The organism is Ilumatobacter sp., assembly GCF_039969435.1.
Classification (GTDB): Bacteria; Actinomycetota; Acidimicrobiia; order Acidimicrobiales; family Ilumatobacteraceae; genus Ilumatobacter_A.
The window spans coordinates 198,584-214,651 of record NZ_JBDVNU010000009.1 but is presented as its reverse complement, the minus strand read 5'-3'; the positions used below and the strand labels follow the sequence as shown (position 1 = coordinate 214,651).

The window sequence follows — 16,068 nt, the reverse complement described above, 5'->3', positions numbered from 1 at the left end:
GGGAGCCGACATGAGCAAGCACCAACTGAAGGCCGTCTACGTGATCTCGGTCGCCGCCGAGTTGGCCGGGATGCATCCTCAGACCCTGCGCATCTACGAGCGTCGCGGCCTCGTGTCGCCCGCCCGCACCGAAGGCGGGAACCGTCGCTACAGCGACGAGGACATCGAACTGCTCCGCAGGATCTCCGAACTCACCGACGCAGGGCTGAACCTGGAGGGCATCCGTCGGGTGATGGCGCTGGAGAACGAGAACGTCCGTCTGCGGCGCGAACTCGACCAGGCGCGCGAACTGGCGCTGCACGCGATCCGCGAGGTGGAGCGGGTGGCCCCGGCGAGCGGCGGCGACCTCGTGCCGTTGAAGCAGGCCGTGGCGGTGTTCGGTCGACGCAACGCATTCGACCGCGACTGAGTCGATTCCACCGCGCTGCGGGCGCTGCGGTTCGCGCCCGTCGTGGTCAGCGACGTGAGCGAGGGCGCAGGTACCGGGTGAATCGCTTGGGGCCCGAGGTTCCGGAGCCCGGCTCGTAGGCGGGCAGGGGCGAGAGTTCCTCGATCGCCCACGGCCGGTCGAACTGGTCGTCGACGGCCACGCTCGAGATGATCATGTCGACGGGCCGCAGGGGTCCGGCCAGCCCCGCCGCACCGACCGCAGCGCCGAGAGCGACGCCCTGGCGTTGTGCCGAGCGTTGGTCGTGGGCCGGGAAGTTCGGGTAGGCCACGTCGACCAACTGGAGTTCGACGTCGGCCGCCGGATCTCGGCCGGCAGGTTCCGGGTCGTCGTGCGACGGGTCGAGCGCATCGGGTGCGCTGTCGGTCGTGGTCGTGGCCCGCTCGTCGATCCGGTCGATGATCTCGCCGAGTGCCGGATCGGTCATGAAGTCGTCGAAGTAGGCGAGCGACACGTCGACCGAACTGATCTCGACGCGCGGGTGCGGGTGCCCGACGGCGATGGCCCCGACTGCGGCGACCGGCAGTCGGTTCCTCACGACCATGCGGTGGGCGTCGCCCTGTGCGACGAACCTGCGGACGAACGTTGCGTCCGGGCCGGCGACGCGGGCCAGTGCGAGAGGCGACGGTTCGATCGTGACGTCGATGAACCCGGCGCGTTCCGCCAGGTCCTCGATGCGTCGGACGGCCTGGGCATCCCAGCGGATCAGCAGCAACCACCGTCGGGGACCGTCCTCGATGACGACGGTCGAGTTGATGCGGTGGAGGCGATCGAGCTTCGAGCGCAGCTCGTTGAGGTTCGGGCCGGACCGGCCGGTGATGTCGATCCGCTGGAGCATCGCTCCTTCGGGGAACGTCGCGATGCGTGCGGGTTCGTCGGGGTCGCCCAGTTCCGCGCGCAGCAACACCAGCGCGTCGAGCGTCGAGTTGTCGTCGGCCAGGTTGACCGGAAACTCTGCGGCCGCGGCGAGTCGACCGTTCACGTCGTGTCGCAGCCGGACCCCGCGGATGACCGTGTCGGCGATCTCGATGCCGACTCCGTCGCCGCGTCCGACCGGTCGGCTCACGATCCGGCTCCGGAGGCGATCGTGGCCGGGCGACGCTGGTGTGCGGGTTCGGGGGCGAGTCGCGCGATCTCGGCATCGAGCGAGGCGGGCGGGGTGGCGAGCTGGACGCTCCGCTCGGCGGTGGTGGACCAGCAGCGACCGGAGTGTCGGTCTGTGGCTCCGACCGAAGGTGCACCCATCGTGGCCCGATCCGCGGGATCCGATGTGATGCCGACGAGTCGGTCTCCGATCAAGCCGGTCAGGGGCCCGAGGTCGCCGACGTGTGTCGTGATCGCGATGACGTTCATCCCGACCGACGGCCCGGTCGCAGCGATGTCGGCCAGCTCACGCAGCGTCACGTCGACGTCGCCGGCCGGCAGCGAGCGCACCATGCGGCTCACGTCGCCGATCAGCACGACCAGGTTCGGACGGTCGGTGTCGGCGCGGGTGTCGAACCGTTCGGAGTGGATCACGTGGAGGGCGCGCACGAGTCGACGGACCGCGTCGGGCCGGTCGGGTGAGACCACACCGCCGGTGTGGGGCAGTGCCTCGAACGCACGCCGTCGTTGCGGCAGCGCCTCGATCGCGTACAGGTGCAGGTCGTCGGCCGACATCCGCGCGGCCGTGCCACAGATGACCAGGTCGAGCAGCGTCGTCATCCCCGAGCGCGGCGACCCGACGGCGAGGATCGATCCACCGCTGCCCGGTTGCCACCAGTAGGCCTCGTTCTCCGCACGTTCGGGTCGGTCGACGAGCCCGATCGGCACGCCGTCTCCCGGATGGCTGTCGAGCAGCGACGAGAAGTCGATCGCTGCCGGGAGCGGCGGCGGCAGCAGCGACGGGCTCGAACGCGTGACCTCGGCCCCTCCCGACGCACCTCCCGACGCCCCTCCTGACGTACGCGTCGACACCTGGCGGGCGACCGCAGCGGTGACCAGTGCGTCTCCGTCGTTCGTGGTGGTCGCGAGGATCGAGCGGGTGAGGCGACGCTCGAGCGGGGTCATCGCACGACCGTGGGTGGTGGGTCGGATGATCAGCTCCGCGGCGTCGAACGCTGCCGGCCCGCTCGGCTCGTCTCCGGCCGCCTGCGTCGCGACGCCGTCGAATCCGATCTGGCGGTCGCCGACCCACAGGCGACCGACCCCTCCGTCGCCGATCCACGCGAGCGCTCCACAGCGCTCCCGGTTGACGGCGGGGATCGAGTCGGGGTGATCGCCGGTGAGCACGACGTGGACGTTCGGCAGCGACTCCGCCAGTGCGGTCATCGCGTCGACCAACTCGATCGGCATCGGGTCGCGGGCGTCGAAGGCTCGTTCGATCACGACCACGACGTGCAGTTCGGGCCGCTCCGTCAACACGTGGGCGACCCGGTGGATCAGACGACCGGCGTCGTCGGCTTCGTCGCGACCGGCCCAGCCCGCGATGTGAGGCAGTTCGGAGTGCCAGGCGGGCCGCTCGCGGCCGATCACGAGCACCGCCATCTCGTCGGGGGACCGTTGCGTGGCGGCGCCGAGCACCAGTGCGGCCACGGTGCGGTCGTGGCGGGTCTCGTCGCCGGAGACGACGATCGTGGTGAGTGGCGCGGTCAGGTCGACGGTGACGGGCGTGCGTCGCGTCGAGGGCACGGACGCCGGATCGGTGGTCGGGTCCCCACCCGGGTCGTCGAGTGCGACCCCGATGGGGACGTCGAGGGGTGCGGACGATTCACCGACCCGCCGTGCCGGCGGCGGGGTCGTCTGTGCCCCAGTGCCCGCCGGGTCGGACGCGGCGAGCTCGACGAGTTCGCCGAGCGTCGGTGCTGCGCTGCGACGTGAGGCGGTGACGTGACGGCGCGCCTCCAGATCGTCGAGGGGCGCGAGGTGACGGGCGATCTCGGCGGCCAGGTTCATCTGGGTGAGTGCGGGGTGGATGTCGGTCACGACGCTGGGTGCGTCGGCCAGGCGGGTGTGCTGCGTGGCGAGCGATCCGAAGAGTGCGGGACGACCGGTGCCCGACGACCGGGTCACCGAGGTGAGGTGAGCGAGGCGATCGAGGGGCGGGAGCTCCTCGACCAGCGCCGTGCACATCCCCGGCGCTTCGTGGAGTCCGACGCACAACGCCATGATCCGCAGGTCGCGCGGCGGATCGATCAGCAGCGAGCGCACGGGCGAGTCACGTTGGCTCCAGAGCGAGATGTCGTCCAGTACGAGCAGCGTGACGGGATTCGGTCCGCCGCCCGGGGAGCCCGTCGACGCGAACGACGCAGCCCAGTCCGCCATGTCGCTCGGGTCGTCGAACAGCTCGGGCGCACCGGACGGCCCGGCTCGGCGGACGTGGGGAAGCCACTTGGCCCAGTTCCACTGCGCGATGTGGTCGGGTGTGGACGCCACGGCGACGGCGAGGTCGACGGGGCCGTGAAGTGTCGCCAGCTCGATCAGCATCGTGCGCGCCAGGGCCGTGGTGAAACGCTCCGACCCCACGAGTGCGACACCGCGGTGGCGTTGCAGGTCGACCGACGCGATGGTGGTTCCGTCGGCGTGGAACCCGAAGGCGGCCTCGAGTGCGCCGGGGTCGTTCCCACGCCGGGACCAGAGCCCGACACCCCACGCAGCCGCGTCGGCGGCAGCATCGATCACGACCCGCCGACGCTGCGACGCCCCGCCCGGTGTGCGCTGGAAGGGGATCGAGCCGTCGCCTGCGGGTGCAGCGAGTCGTCGTCGGCTCGGCTGGCGCGCCGGGATCTCGAGTTCGAACAGTCGGCCTCCGACGTCGAGGCGTTCGCCCTGCCACGGGAGTTCGCGATCGAACAACTCGGATCCGAGGGTGGGCGTGTAGACGCCGAGGGCGCCGCCGATCTCGGGGCCTGGCGTGACCCGGACGCTGCGTGGTCCGACGTCGAGGTCGAAGGCGGGTGTGTCGACCTGGGCGCGGTCGAGTTCGTCGGCGTGCAACCGCCGAGCACTGCCGATCCGGTACCGCCCGGTGGGCAGCCGGAGCGAGGTGCCCGCTCCCCGTCCACTGAGTTGCAGGAGTTCGACGGCGAAGCCGTCGGTCGCCGCGGCCCGATCGCCGGTCCGTTCGGGACGCGTGTCGATCAGTGAGCCGATCACCAGGTCGACGCCGTTCAGCAGACGGGTGGTCGACACCGCGCGGCCGTCGACGCGCGTGGTGGCGGGCGCGGCCTGCCCGGTGACGGCGCGCACCAGGTCGGCGATCGTCGCATCGGCCGGCGCCGCGACGATGTCGATGTCGGCATCGCCGTGGGGGGTGCGCACGACCACGTCCATCGCCTCTGAACACTAGGACCATGCGGCGCGAACCCGGAGCACCGGCCCGGACACCGGATGAATCCGCGTCGTGTGGATCTCTCCTCAAGTCCGGGAGGCGCCGTGTCGATACAGACTGCGTGGAGGTGCCCTCGCGCACACCCGGGTCGAAGGAGGACGTTCTGGGCAGGAACCGGACGAACACCGGACCGGACGCGCCCGCTCGGCCGTCGGTCACGGGTGCCGAGGCGACCGACCCCGACGATCGGGACGAGTACGCTGTCGGCGCGATGGTCAGAGGTCCGACGCTCCAGACCGTCACGTGGAAGCAGGTGGTCGCATCGGTCGCCGCAGTGGCCGTGGCCCTCGCCGGGCTGGTGCTCGTGGTGCGGGCAGACGGGCTGCCCGCCGTCGACGCCGCATCGTCTCGGGCGACGCGCTGGGTGGTTCACGAACCGACCGGGCGCGTGGTGCTCGTCGACGGGTTCGGGGGCAGGCCGCTGGCGAGTCTCGACACCGGGGTGCTGGGCGACGACCTGTTCGTCACCGAGGGCTCGGGTCTCGCATTCGTGCTCGACGACGCAGCAGCCGAGGTGCGATCGATCGACACCGCCGACCTGCGCGTCGGTCCGCCGCAACTGATCCCGAGCCTGGGTGACGGCGTGGCCGTGGCGCGATCGGGGTCGTCGGGGCTGCTCGTCGCCAACCCGCAGACCGGGGAGGCGACGCTGTTGCCGACCGGTGGCGAGCCCGTCGCAGTGCCCTTCGAGGCGGACAACGCGCCCGGCGTCGACACGGCCGAGACCCTCGTGCTCGCGCCCGACGGTTCGATCTGGTCGCTCGTCGACGGTGACCTTCAGCGGGCCACGTCGGCGGGCACGACGGTGCAGCGTGTGGGCGCCGACGACGGGACGCTCTCGCTCGTCGGCAACGAACCGATCGTGCTCGACCGGTCGGGCCCGCGCGTGCGCGTGGGGGGTGGCGACTGGGTGGATCTGCCGGTGGGCGATGGTGGCCCGGCCGGTGGTCAGTTCGTTTTGCAGACGGCGGGTCCACGGGCCGACTGCGGATGGGTCGGGGGCGGCGACCTGCTGTTCTGCGTCGACGGTGACGGCATCGTGGAGTCCGCCGTCGTTCCCGACCTGGGCATCGACGGCGGAGACGTGCTCGCCATCGCAGGTGATGCCGCCGCGCTGGTGCGTCGAGGTCCGACGGAGGTCGTGCAGTTCGACTGGCGCAGCGAGAGCATCCTCGACGACGCGCCGATCACGGCGGGGCCGACCACGCAGCTCGACGTGACGGCGACGAGCGACGTGATCTGGGTCGACGACCGGTCGGGCGACTTCGTGTGGACCGTGCACCCGTGGGGCATCGAGGCGATCAACAAGCAGGCGCCGGGGCTGCTGGTGATCGGCGAGGAAGGCACCGTCATCCGCGACGGACAGGGTGACGGGGTGGACGCCCGAGGTGCCGACGACGGGTCGACGGCGGAGGAAGAGGAGCGCGAACCCGACAACAACGGCATCGACGACCCACCGGTGGCGATCGACGACCCGGTGACCGCCCGATCGGGCGCATCGGTGCCGGTGGCGGTCACGGCGAACGACTACGACCCCGACGGGGAGGCCATCGCGGTGGTCGACGTCGGCGTGCCCGGCCACGGGGGCGCAGAGGTCGGCACGGCGAGCACCGTCGTCTACACGCCCGAACCCGGCTACGTCGGCCTCGACGAGTTCACGTACACGATCGCCGACGGTGACGGAACCGAGGCGAGCGCCCGGGTGATCGTCGAACTGCTTCCCGTCGACGGTCAGAACCGGCCGCCCGTCGGCACGCCCGACTCCGCGGAAACCGGTCCGGACACCGCCGTCGTCGTCGATGTCCTGCTCAACGACGTCGACCCCGAGCGAGACGGTCTGCGCCTCGACGGCGTCAGCCTCGCCGACCCACGGATCGGTGAGGTCACCGAGACCGAGGGTCCGTCGGGGCTTCCGGCGCTCGAGTACACGCCGGCGCAGGGGTTCGAAGGCGAGGCGACGTTCACGTACCGACCCGCCGACACGTTCGCTGCCACGGGGGAACCCGTCCTGGTCACCGTCGACGTCGCACGGCCCGGTGACGCCAACCGGCCCCCGACCGTCCAGCCCGACTCCGCCCGGACGCGCCGCAACAGTGAGGCGATCGTCCCGGTCCTCGTCAACGACTCCGATCCCGACGGCGACCCGCTGACCCTGTCGATCGTCACGCCACTGCCGAACGGACTCGACGTGGAGGTCCAGGGCAACCAACTCGCCGTGACACCACTCGCCGGGAGCGGCGACTCGGTCACCTTCGAGTACGAGGTCGACGACGGGCAGGGCCACCGGGTCGCCGGGTCGGTGTTGATCGACGTGATCGACGACGACGAGCCGAACCGGCCACCCGTCGTGTCGGCCGACATCGAGACCGTCGTGATCGGTCAGACGATCCTGATCGACGTCACGGCGAACGACTCCGATCCCGACGGCGATCCGCTCGCCGTCGTCGCGGTGAGCCGACCGTCGAGTGGCGGGTCGGTGCGGTACGCGGGTCGCAACCAGGTGGAGTTCACGCCCACGGCGATCACCGAGGACCGCGAGGCGAACGTGCGCTTCACGTACACGGTGAGTGACGGCAACGGCCACGAGGTCGCCGGCGACGTCACCGTCACCGTGCTCGCCGAAGCACTGCCAGAGCCGCCCTACGCCCGCGACGACTCGACGTTCACGTTCGTCGACCAGGCGGTCACGATCGACGTGCTGCGCAACGACGGGGATCCGTCGGGCGACCGTCCCACGATCGTCGGAACCCCGGGGTGCCCGACGGGCGGCGTGGCCACGGTGGCCGCCGACGGTCAGGTGCGGTACACCCCGCCGCGCGGCGAGGCCGGTGTCTTCCGCTGCACGTACGAGGTCAACAACTCCCAGAACCTGCGCGACTCGGCGGCGATCATCGTCTCGGTGCGTCGACCCCAGGTCACCAACGAGGCACCGAGGGCCAACAACGACACGATCACCGTCGCCGTCGGAGCGACCGCCACGGTCGACGTGACCGCCAACGACACCGATCCCGACGGGGACAAGTCACTGCTGCGGGTCACGTCCTCGACCACGCCGTCGATCGGGTCGGCCACCCGCTCCGGCAACGTCATCACGTACCGGGCGGGCGCGGTGGCAGGTGTCGCGACGATCACGTACGAGGTGCAGGACGGTGACGGAGCTCTCGCCACGGGCCGACTCCAGATCGTCGTCTCGCAGGCGGCGAACGTCGCGCCGATCGCTCGACCCGACGTGCGACAGATCACCGGGCCCGGGGTCGCGACCACGTTCGACGTGTTGTCGAACGACGTCGACCCCGACGACACCGCCGGTGGACTGCAGGTCACGGGTGCACGTCTCGCAACGGGTGACGGGACGCTGAGCCAGGTCGGTTCGGCCGTCACGATCACCCCGACGCCGAACTTCGTCGGGGTGCTCACCGGTACGTACACGATCGCCGACGGTGAAGGACTGACCGCCTCGTCGACGGTCTCGCTCACGGTGACCGAACCATTGAACCGGCCGCCCGTCGCGGGTGACGACAGCGCGAGCGTGGCCAACGGCGGGTCGGTCACGGCTGCGGTGCTCGCCAACGACAGCGATCCCGACGGAGACCCGTTGACGGTCTCCATCACCAGTGCGCCGGACGGCAACCTCGGGTCGGCCAGCCTGAGCGGAAACCAGATCACGTTCCGAGCGCGCGCCGGCCAGGCCGGCACCGCCTCGATCGGATACCAGATCAGCGACGGCGATCTGACGGCGAACGCCACACTGCGGGTCACGGTTGCCACGTGCCAGGCGTCGCAGCCGGTGGCGAGGAGCGCATTCCTGACCACCGGCTACCGCCAGCCGATCGCGGTGAACCTGAACGAGTACGCATCCAACGGCGACATCGTCAACGTGTCGGGACCTCCGGGCTACTCGAACGGTGTGTACACGCCCCCGGCGGGCGAGAACGGCAACGTCACGATCAGTTTCGGCGTGCGCAACCAGTGCGAGCAGACCGCCACGGGTGCGGTCACGATCGACGTCAACCGGAGCCCGAGCAGCCAGAACGTGTCGCGGTCGGCAGGGCGCGGCGAGAGCTTCGACATCCCGATCGGGTCGCTCGGCAGCGACGACGAAGCGTTGACGATCAGTTCCACCTCGGGTGCGCCGGGTTGGGTCACGTCGAACGGCGGTGGCCTGTCGGTGAACGTGCCGGCCTCGGCCGAATTCCAGACCTACTCCTGGACCACGACGATCGCCGACCCCGGCGGTCTCACGGCGACGGCGAACGTCTCGATCACGGTCACCAACCGAGCGCCCACGGCCGTGGCCGACACGATCGATGCGTCCGGTGGAGTGGGCAGCGTGAACGTGCTGGCCAACGACACCGACCCCGACGGTGGGCCGTTGTCGATCCAGTCGATGCCCGCGACGATGACCTTCGAGAACGGCGGCACCGGGTTGATCACCCGCGTGGGCGGGACCGTGACGGTGGTGACCCTCGACGGCACCGGCTCGGGCTCGTTCACCTACACGGTCTCCGACAGCAGCGGTGCGGTGTCGAACCCTGCCACGGTCACGGTGATCGGGCGAACGGTCTCCACGACCACCACCACCACCACGACGACGACGACCACGACGGTGCCGGTCGGCAACACCGCGCCGGTCGCGAGCAACCAGTCGATCTCGGTCACCGCCGGATCGCCTGCGGCACTGGCGCTGAACGTGTCCGACGCCGACGGCGATCCGCTCACGGTGATCGGCATCGTGGCCTCCGGCGGAGTGTCGGCGACGGCGTCGGGCACGACGATGAACATCACGGCGCCCTCTGCGGGCACCTTCACCATCACGTACCGGGTGACCGACGGAGCGGACGACTCTGCGACCGCCACCATCACCGTGACGGCAACGGACGTCGCCACCACCGCCCCCACGACTGCCGCACCCACGACCGCCGCTCCCACCACCGCGGCACCGACGACTGCCGCTCCCACCACCGCGGTACCGACGACTGCTGCCCCCACGACCCCGCCGGCCACGACCGTCCCCTGACCGCGGGACCGGTGGCGTCACCGTGATGCTGCAGGCGCGTTCGGACGAGCTCAGACGGGGGAGGCGGTCTTGTGGCGGAGGCTGCGCAGGCTCAGCTTCCACCGGAGGCGCTCCCATGCGGTGCGGCCCTCGTCCATCGACGTCTCGACCTGGCCGAGGCACATGGCCGCGTCCTCGGCGAGCAGGTCGGGTCGGGCCGGGTCACCGAACGTCGAGGCGCTGGCGAGCGTGGCGAGGCGGTGCAGTTCGCGCTGCGCCGTCGGCACCCGTCCGGTCGCTTCCACGGCGATCTCGGTGTTGGTGTCGGAGCGGGCGATGTCCATGCCGGAGTCGACGAGGCGATCCGTCGCCACCGTCCACGCTCCGCGGATGCGAGCCGGTGGCGGGCCCGTGAGCAGTCGACGCCGGCGTCGCGACTTGAGTCCCAGGATGATCAAGACGACGAGGATCACGGGAATCAGGAGGACGCCGATGACGCCCACGACGACGAGCGCATACCTGACCACGGCGGGCAGTCTGCGCGCCGACGCAGTGTCGGCGTCGTCCTGGGTGACGACGGGTTCGTCGGCGGTCTCGGGCGGCAGGTCGATGGGTGGTTGGGGCGCAGCCGGGGACTGCACCTGGGGCTGCGGATCCTCGGGCGCCGAATCGGTGTCCTCCTCGGGCGGGACGGGATCGAAGGCGACCCAGGTGTCGGCGACCCTGACCTCGGGCCAGACCTGCGCGTCGGACGACGACAGCGTCAGCGTCGGGGTCGCATCGGTGCGGTCGATGCTCTCCGGCTCGATCCGGAAGCCGGTGGCGACCCGAGCATCGACGCCGAGCGATCGCGCCAGCAGCACGAAGCCGGTCGCGAACTGTTCGGCGTTGCCGAGTTTCGTGTCACGCAGGAAGCGATCGATCAGCGCCCGCTGGAGCCCGCCACCCGAGGCGTCGGAGCGCAGGAGGAACTCCTCGCTCATCACCGACTCGACGGCGCGGAGTTGGGTGAGCAGGTCGTCGTTCGCCGACGCGCCGCCACTGTCGACGAGTCCCCGCGCCAGTTCGGTGAGTCCTGCGGAGTTCTCGTCGATCTCGCGTGTGCCGATCCGGGCCGGGTCGGACTCCGACGTCGGAGGTTCGACCCTGCTCGTGACCGAGATCGCCTCGTCGGGCTCCGGCCGGTCGGCGAGACGGACGATCGTGCGTCCCTGATCGGTCTCGATGGCTGCGTCGATGGTCACGGCGGCGCCGGGGAGCGGCACCAGTTGGAGGTCGTCGTCGAGGAAGGTGATCGTCGCCGAGATCGTGTCGTCGGCGGGAGGGCCGAGGCGTCGGCCGATGGGACGCAGCGTGAGGTCGGGTGACCACACGCGCCCGTCGTACCCGGTGAGCGCCGCCGTCCGCCATCGCAGAGGTTCCCGTGCTCCGAGGCCCGGACCGGATGAGTCGATGCGGATCTCGTGGAGTTCGATCGGCGGATCGATCGCCTGGAGGGCGAGCGTCGCTTCGATCGGATCGATCAGCGCCGCCGACTGCTGCGCCGGATCGTTTCGTCGCGGGTCGGCTCGGCCCGCGAGCGCGATCGGGGAGGCGAGTCCGGCGGCGAGGCCGATGGCGATCAAGGAGACGGGCACGAGTCGGCGTTCACCGCGCAGCAACGTGAGCCTGTCGCTCAGGGCCACGCTGCGACCGGGGCGCAGCGTGGCGACCACGAGAGCGAGGACCGAGAGTGGGAGTGTCCATCGCAGCCGGGGGCCGGCGGGTGCGCTGAGTGCGATGAGCGCCACGTCGCCGAGGATCACCGGCAGCAGGGGAGTGAGGTGGAGGCGGGTGCGTCGCGCGAGTTCGGCGGCGAGGGCGGTCACCACCGCGAGACCCACGGCGAGGGTGCCGACGAGGTCGGGTCGGTCGGGGCTGGGCCAGTCGGTCGACAGGATCCGCTGGAACCCGGTTCCGAACGACGCGCCGACGTCGGCGACACCGCCACCGAGCACGGCGACGATCGCGGCGACGGCGGCAGCGCTCGTCGCCATCGCCACGCTCAGTCGGACCGGCCACCGCCGCCCGATCGTGAGGAGCGCCGCAGAACCGACCGCACCGGGAGCGATCAACAGCCACCAGACGAAGCGATCGAAGACGTCACCGGCCGCCAGCGCGACGACCGCGCCCATGGCGACGACGACTCCCACGCGGAAGCGTACGAGGCTTCCGATCGCCTGTTCGTCGATGGCGCGGTCGCCCGTGGCGCTGTTGTCTTCGCCGATGGTGCGACGTCCGGTCACGACCACGACCGCCAGCGGTTCACGAAGTCGGGTGCATCCTGTGCCGCGACGGCCACGCCAGCGCCGGATCGGGCACCGTCACCGACCCGGATGGTGACCATCTGGTCGCTGGCAGCGAGGCGTGTCGACGGGCCGTCGGGCCCCGTCACCAGGAGCACCGACGTGTGGTCGAAGCCCTGGGCGAAAAGGGCACCCACGGCGAGGGGTTCGTCGCCGGCCTGGCGGATCGGCGTGAGCAGGTCGAGCACGTCGGCCTCGGAGTCGAGCGGCGTCGGCCGACCCGCGTGTTCGCGGTTCGTGGTCCGCACCACGACGTCCAGACCGGCCCGCAGCGCGTGGACCGCCAACGTGGCGGCGACGTCGACCATCTCCTCGAAGTCCTCCTCGGACGCCACGGTGGAGACGGCGTCGACGACGATGGTGAACTCGGGTCGACGTACCTCCACGTGCTCGCGCACCATCAGCGTGCCGGTGCGCGCCGTGGTCGGCCAGTGGATCATGCGCGGATCGTCACCGGCCACGTACTCGCGCATGGACACGAACCCGGACATCGGATCGGCGGCCGCCCGCCGCACGATCGACTCGTTCTCGACCACGCGCGACGACCCCTGCGGCCCCACCATCTCGTACACCTTGGGGTGCACCGTGACGAGCGCGGCGTGGTCCTCCGCCTGCCGCCAGCGCCCGGCGGCCAGGTGGAACGGATCGATCTTGGCGATGTCGAGCGGGCCCAGTTCGAACACGCCCCGTCGACGGGTCGGCAGCGTGGAGAGCACCTCGGAGATGTCGCCGGCGGCGACCGGATCGATCTCGATCTCGACGTCCTGGCCGTCGCATCGATCGATCAGCGTCGCTCGTCCGGACCGGTGCGACGTGTCGTTGCGGATCCGGTACGCGACGCGGACCGGATCACCGCGCGGCACCCGGATGGTCCGGACCCGCCGTTCGACGGTGGCGCGCAACGGGCGGCGCGCCACGACGATCGCCATGAGCACGACCAGCGCGACACCGATGGCGGCGATGACCAGTTCCTCGTAGTTCCACCACAGACCCAGCGTGGTGAGGATCAGGGCGGTGATGACCGCACCGAGCCCCGACCGGGTCAGCACTCCACGCTCCGCTGGTGCGGGGACATCACGCTCCGCTGGTGCGAGGGACCGGGACGCTGTCGCTGATCTCGGCCATGAGCGTCTCGACGGTGACCCCGCGCAACTCGGCTTCGGGGGCGAGTGCGACGCGATGTCCGAAGACCGGCGCGACCAGAGCCTTGACGTCGTCGGGGGTGACGAAGTCGCGGTCGTCGGTTGCCGCGAAGGCGCGGGCGACACGTAGCAGGGCCAGGGTGCCGCGGGTCGACACGCCCAGTCGGAGATCGGGGTGGCGGCGGGTGGCCGATGCGATCTGGACGATGTAGTCGTGGATCGAGTGGGCGACGGTGAGCCGATCGATCTCGGCGATGATCGCATCGAGTTCGACGGTGTCGGTGACGGGCTCGAGTTCGTCGTCCTGCTTGGTCCGTGTGTAGTTCTCGAGGATCGACACCTCGGTGACGGCGTCGGCGTACCCCAGCGTGAGGCGCATGGTGAACCGGTCGAGTTGCACGTCGGGAAGCGGGAAGGTTCCCTGGAAGTCCCGGGGGTTCTGGGTGGCGATCACGAAGAACGGCCGTGGCACCACACGACTCGTTCCGTCGGACGTGACCTGACGCTCCTCCATCACCTCGAGCAGTGCCGACTGGGTCTTGGGGCTGCCGCGGTTGATCTCGTCGCCGATCATCACGTTCGTGAAGACCGGGCCCTCCCGGAAGTTGAACTGTCCGCTGCGCTGGTCGTACACCATGACGCCGGTGATGTCGGTCGGCAGCAGGTCGGGGGTGAACTGCACGCGCTTCCACCCCCCGGCGATCGAGTTCGCGATGGCCTTCGCGAGGCTGGTCTTGCCGGTCCCGGGAACGTCGTCCAGGAGGAGGTGGCCCTCGGTGAGGAGGCAGCACAGTGCCAGGCGGATTTCGGGACGCTTGCCGCGGATCACCTGATCGACGTTGTCGATCAACGCGTTGACGACCAACGAGGTGTTCCCTGCCACGGAGTGAGTGTAGGACGACGCACCGTGGCGGCGCGGGAGGCTTGAACAGGTCTTGACGCGAGTCGCTGTTGGTGATCCGTTACCGGTGCGTACGTATGTTGCCGACCATGCGACCGCCCTCCTCGAGTCTCCACCAATTCGCACGGATCGGTGCCGCCGTCGCGGTCTGCCTCGCCGCTGTGGCAGTGTCGGTTCCGGCCGCAGCGGCGCCCGCACCGGTGGCGGCGGAGGGCTCGTTCGATGGCACGATCGGGGCCGACGCCGAAACCATCGGCTTCATCGATCTTCCTGCCCCGAACGTCCCTGCGAACTGCGCCACCGCCTACGCCCCGTTCTCGGCACCACAGAGCTGCACCTTGTTCTCGGGACTGTTCTCCGGCCCACTCGGCGACTTCGTCCTTCGCGAGGCCAGCGTCCGGACCGGAGCGACCACCGGGCCGATGCAGTTCGTGATCATCCGAGCGTTCCGATCGCGGGCGAACGGCGGCGGGCCCATCGTCTGCTGCTTCGCCCAGGACGTCAGTGAGATCTTCACTCCGGCACCGAACCAGACGACCACGATCCCGGTGTCGCTCCCGATGTCGAACAGGATCGATGACATCGACGGGGAGCAGATCGAGGTGGTGGACCGCCTGGCGATCTCGGTGCTGAGCGGTCAGAGCGTGTTGCCGCTCGTTGCAGGGCCCTCGCCCAACACGACCTCGATCTTCGCGCCACATTTCGGGGCCGACGACGAGCGGCTGCTCAGCGGAACACCGCAGGGTCAGGCAGTCCCCACCATTTCGGGAGTCGCCTGCTCCGACGACGGAACCAGTACCGAGGCGGTGTGTCAGACCGTCGGCATGCCCGGCACCTCCTTCAGCGGCGTCAATCCGTCGCGACAACTCGACACCCGGACGTCTGGTCGGGTCGCCGCCGGTTCGACCACGCGGGTTCGCATCGGTGGCGTCGGAGGCATCCCGGCGACCGCGGTCGGCGCCGTTCTGAACGTCACGGCCGTGGCGCCCTCGGACGGCGGCTTCCTGACCGTGTTCCCGTGCGGGCAGCCTCAGCCGGGTGCGTCGAACGTGAACTTCCGTGCCGGACAGAACGTCGCGAACGCCGTGGTGGCGACACTGGGTGAGCGAGGTGACATCTGCGTGTTCAGCTCCGCCGAGACCCATCTGATCGTCGACGTGAGCGGTGCGGTCACCACGGGGTTCGCCGGCTTCAATCCCGCTCGACTCGTCGACACCCGTCGGTCGGGTCGGGTCGCCGCAGGGTCGACCACGCGGGTGCGCATCGCCGGAGCGGCCGGGGTCCCCGCCGACGCCGTCGCTGCGGTGCTCAACGTCACGGCCGTTGCGCCGTCCGGAAGGGGCTTCCTCACGGTCTTCCCGTGCGGCGAGACCCGGCCCGGGTCGTCGAACGTCAACTTCGAAGCCCGTCAGACCGTTCCGAACGCCGTCGTGGCCACGTTGGGAACCGCCGGTGAGGTGTGCGTGTTCTCCTCGGTCGAGACGAACCTGCTCGTCGACCTGAACGGAGCCGTGAGCGCCGGCTTCGCCGGACTCGTTCCGTCGCGCCTGCTCGACACACGCGGGTCGGGTCGGGTCGCGGCCGGGTCGACGACGCGGGTGAGGATCGCAGGGGTGGCCGGCGTGCCGGCGAGCGCCGTCGCAGCCGTGCTGAACGTGACCGCCGTGGCGCCGTCCGGGCAGGGGTTCCTCACCGTGTTCCCGTGTGGTGGAGCACGACCGGGGTCGTCGAACGTGAACTTCGCACCGGGCCAGACGGTGGCGAACGCGGCCGTGGCGACGTTGGGATCCGCCGGTGAGGTGTGCGTGTTCTCCTCGGTCGAGACGAACCTGCTCGTCGACCTGAACGGGGCCTTCACCTGACGCGT

At 70.5% G+C, this 16,068-nt stretch carries 8 protein-coding genes; 3 read left to right on the top strand and 5 right to left on the bottom strand.

The genetic code is table 11. The features are described from left to right. The first annotated feature begins 10 nt into the window (after positions 1-10). Complete coding sequence (locus ABJK40_RS05130) at positions 11-409, top strand: helix-turn-helix transcriptional regulator (RefSeq protein ID WP_348481179.1); 399 nt, start codon at positions 11-13, stop codon at positions 407-409. Between the two features lie 46 nt (positions 410-455). Here the strand turns inward: ABJK40_RS05130 and ABJK40_RS05125 are convergent, their stop codons facing one another. Together ABJK40_RS05125 and ABJK40_RS05120 are read right to left on the bottom strand one after the other, a co-directional pair. After that, positions 456-1,514, bottom strand: coding sequence for a hypothetical protein (locus ABJK40_RS05125; protein ID WP_348481180.1), 1,059 nt, complete (start codon positions 1,512-1,514; stop codon positions 456-458). After that, positions 1,511-4,759, bottom strand: a complete 3,249-nt coding sequence (locus ABJK40_RS05120) for a hypothetical protein (RefSeq protein ID WP_348510178.1) — start codon at positions 4,757-4,759, stop codon at positions 1,511-1,513. The genes ABJK40_RS05125 and ABJK40_RS05120 overlap by 4 nt, the downstream gene beginning before the upstream one ends. 269 nt (positions 4,760-5,028) lie before the next feature. Between ABJK40_RS05120 and ABJK40_RS05115 the strand changes: the two genes are divergently transcribed. Beyond that, the gene (locus ABJK40_RS05115) at positions 5,029-9,834 is read left to right on the top strand and encodes an Ig-like domain-containing protein (protein WP_348481182.1); all 4,806 of its coding nucleotides are present in this window, start codon (positions 5,029-5,031) and stop codon (positions 9,832-9,834) included. 50 nt (positions 9,835-9,884) lie between these two features. Here ABJK40_RS05115 and ABJK40_RS05110 read toward each other — a convergent pair whose 3' ends face one another. From ABJK40_RS05110 to ABJK40_RS05100, 3 genes are read right to left on the bottom strand one after another with little or no spacing between them, the layout of a single operon-like run. Beyond that, positions 9,885-12,098, bottom strand: coding sequence for a transglutaminase domain-containing protein (locus ABJK40_RS05110; protein ID WP_348481183.1), 2,214 nt, complete (start codon positions 12,096-12,098; stop codon positions 9,885-9,887). Further along, on the bottom strand, positions 12,095-13,207 hold the full coding sequence (locus ABJK40_RS05105) for a DUF58 domain-containing protein (protein ID WP_348481184.1): 1,113 nt from the start codon (positions 13,205-13,207) through the stop codon (positions 12,095-12,097). Before ABJK40_RS05105 ends, ABJK40_RS05110 begins: the two co-directional genes overlap by 4 nt. Before the next feature lie 25 nt (positions 13,208-13,232). Next, on the bottom strand, positions 13,233-14,183 hold the full coding sequence (locus ABJK40_RS05100; protein WP_348481185.1) for a MoxR family ATPase: 951 nt from the start codon (positions 14,181-14,183) through the stop codon (positions 13,233-13,235). Between the two features lie 107 nt (positions 14,184-14,290). Between ABJK40_RS05100 and ABJK40_RS05095 the strand changes: the two genes are divergently transcribed. After that, positions 14,291-16,063, top strand: a complete 1,773-nt coding sequence (locus ABJK40_RS05095; protein ID WP_348481186.1) for a hypothetical protein — start codon at positions 14,291-14,293, stop codon at positions 16,061-16,063. Positions 16,064-16,068: the final 5 nt, after the last annotated feature.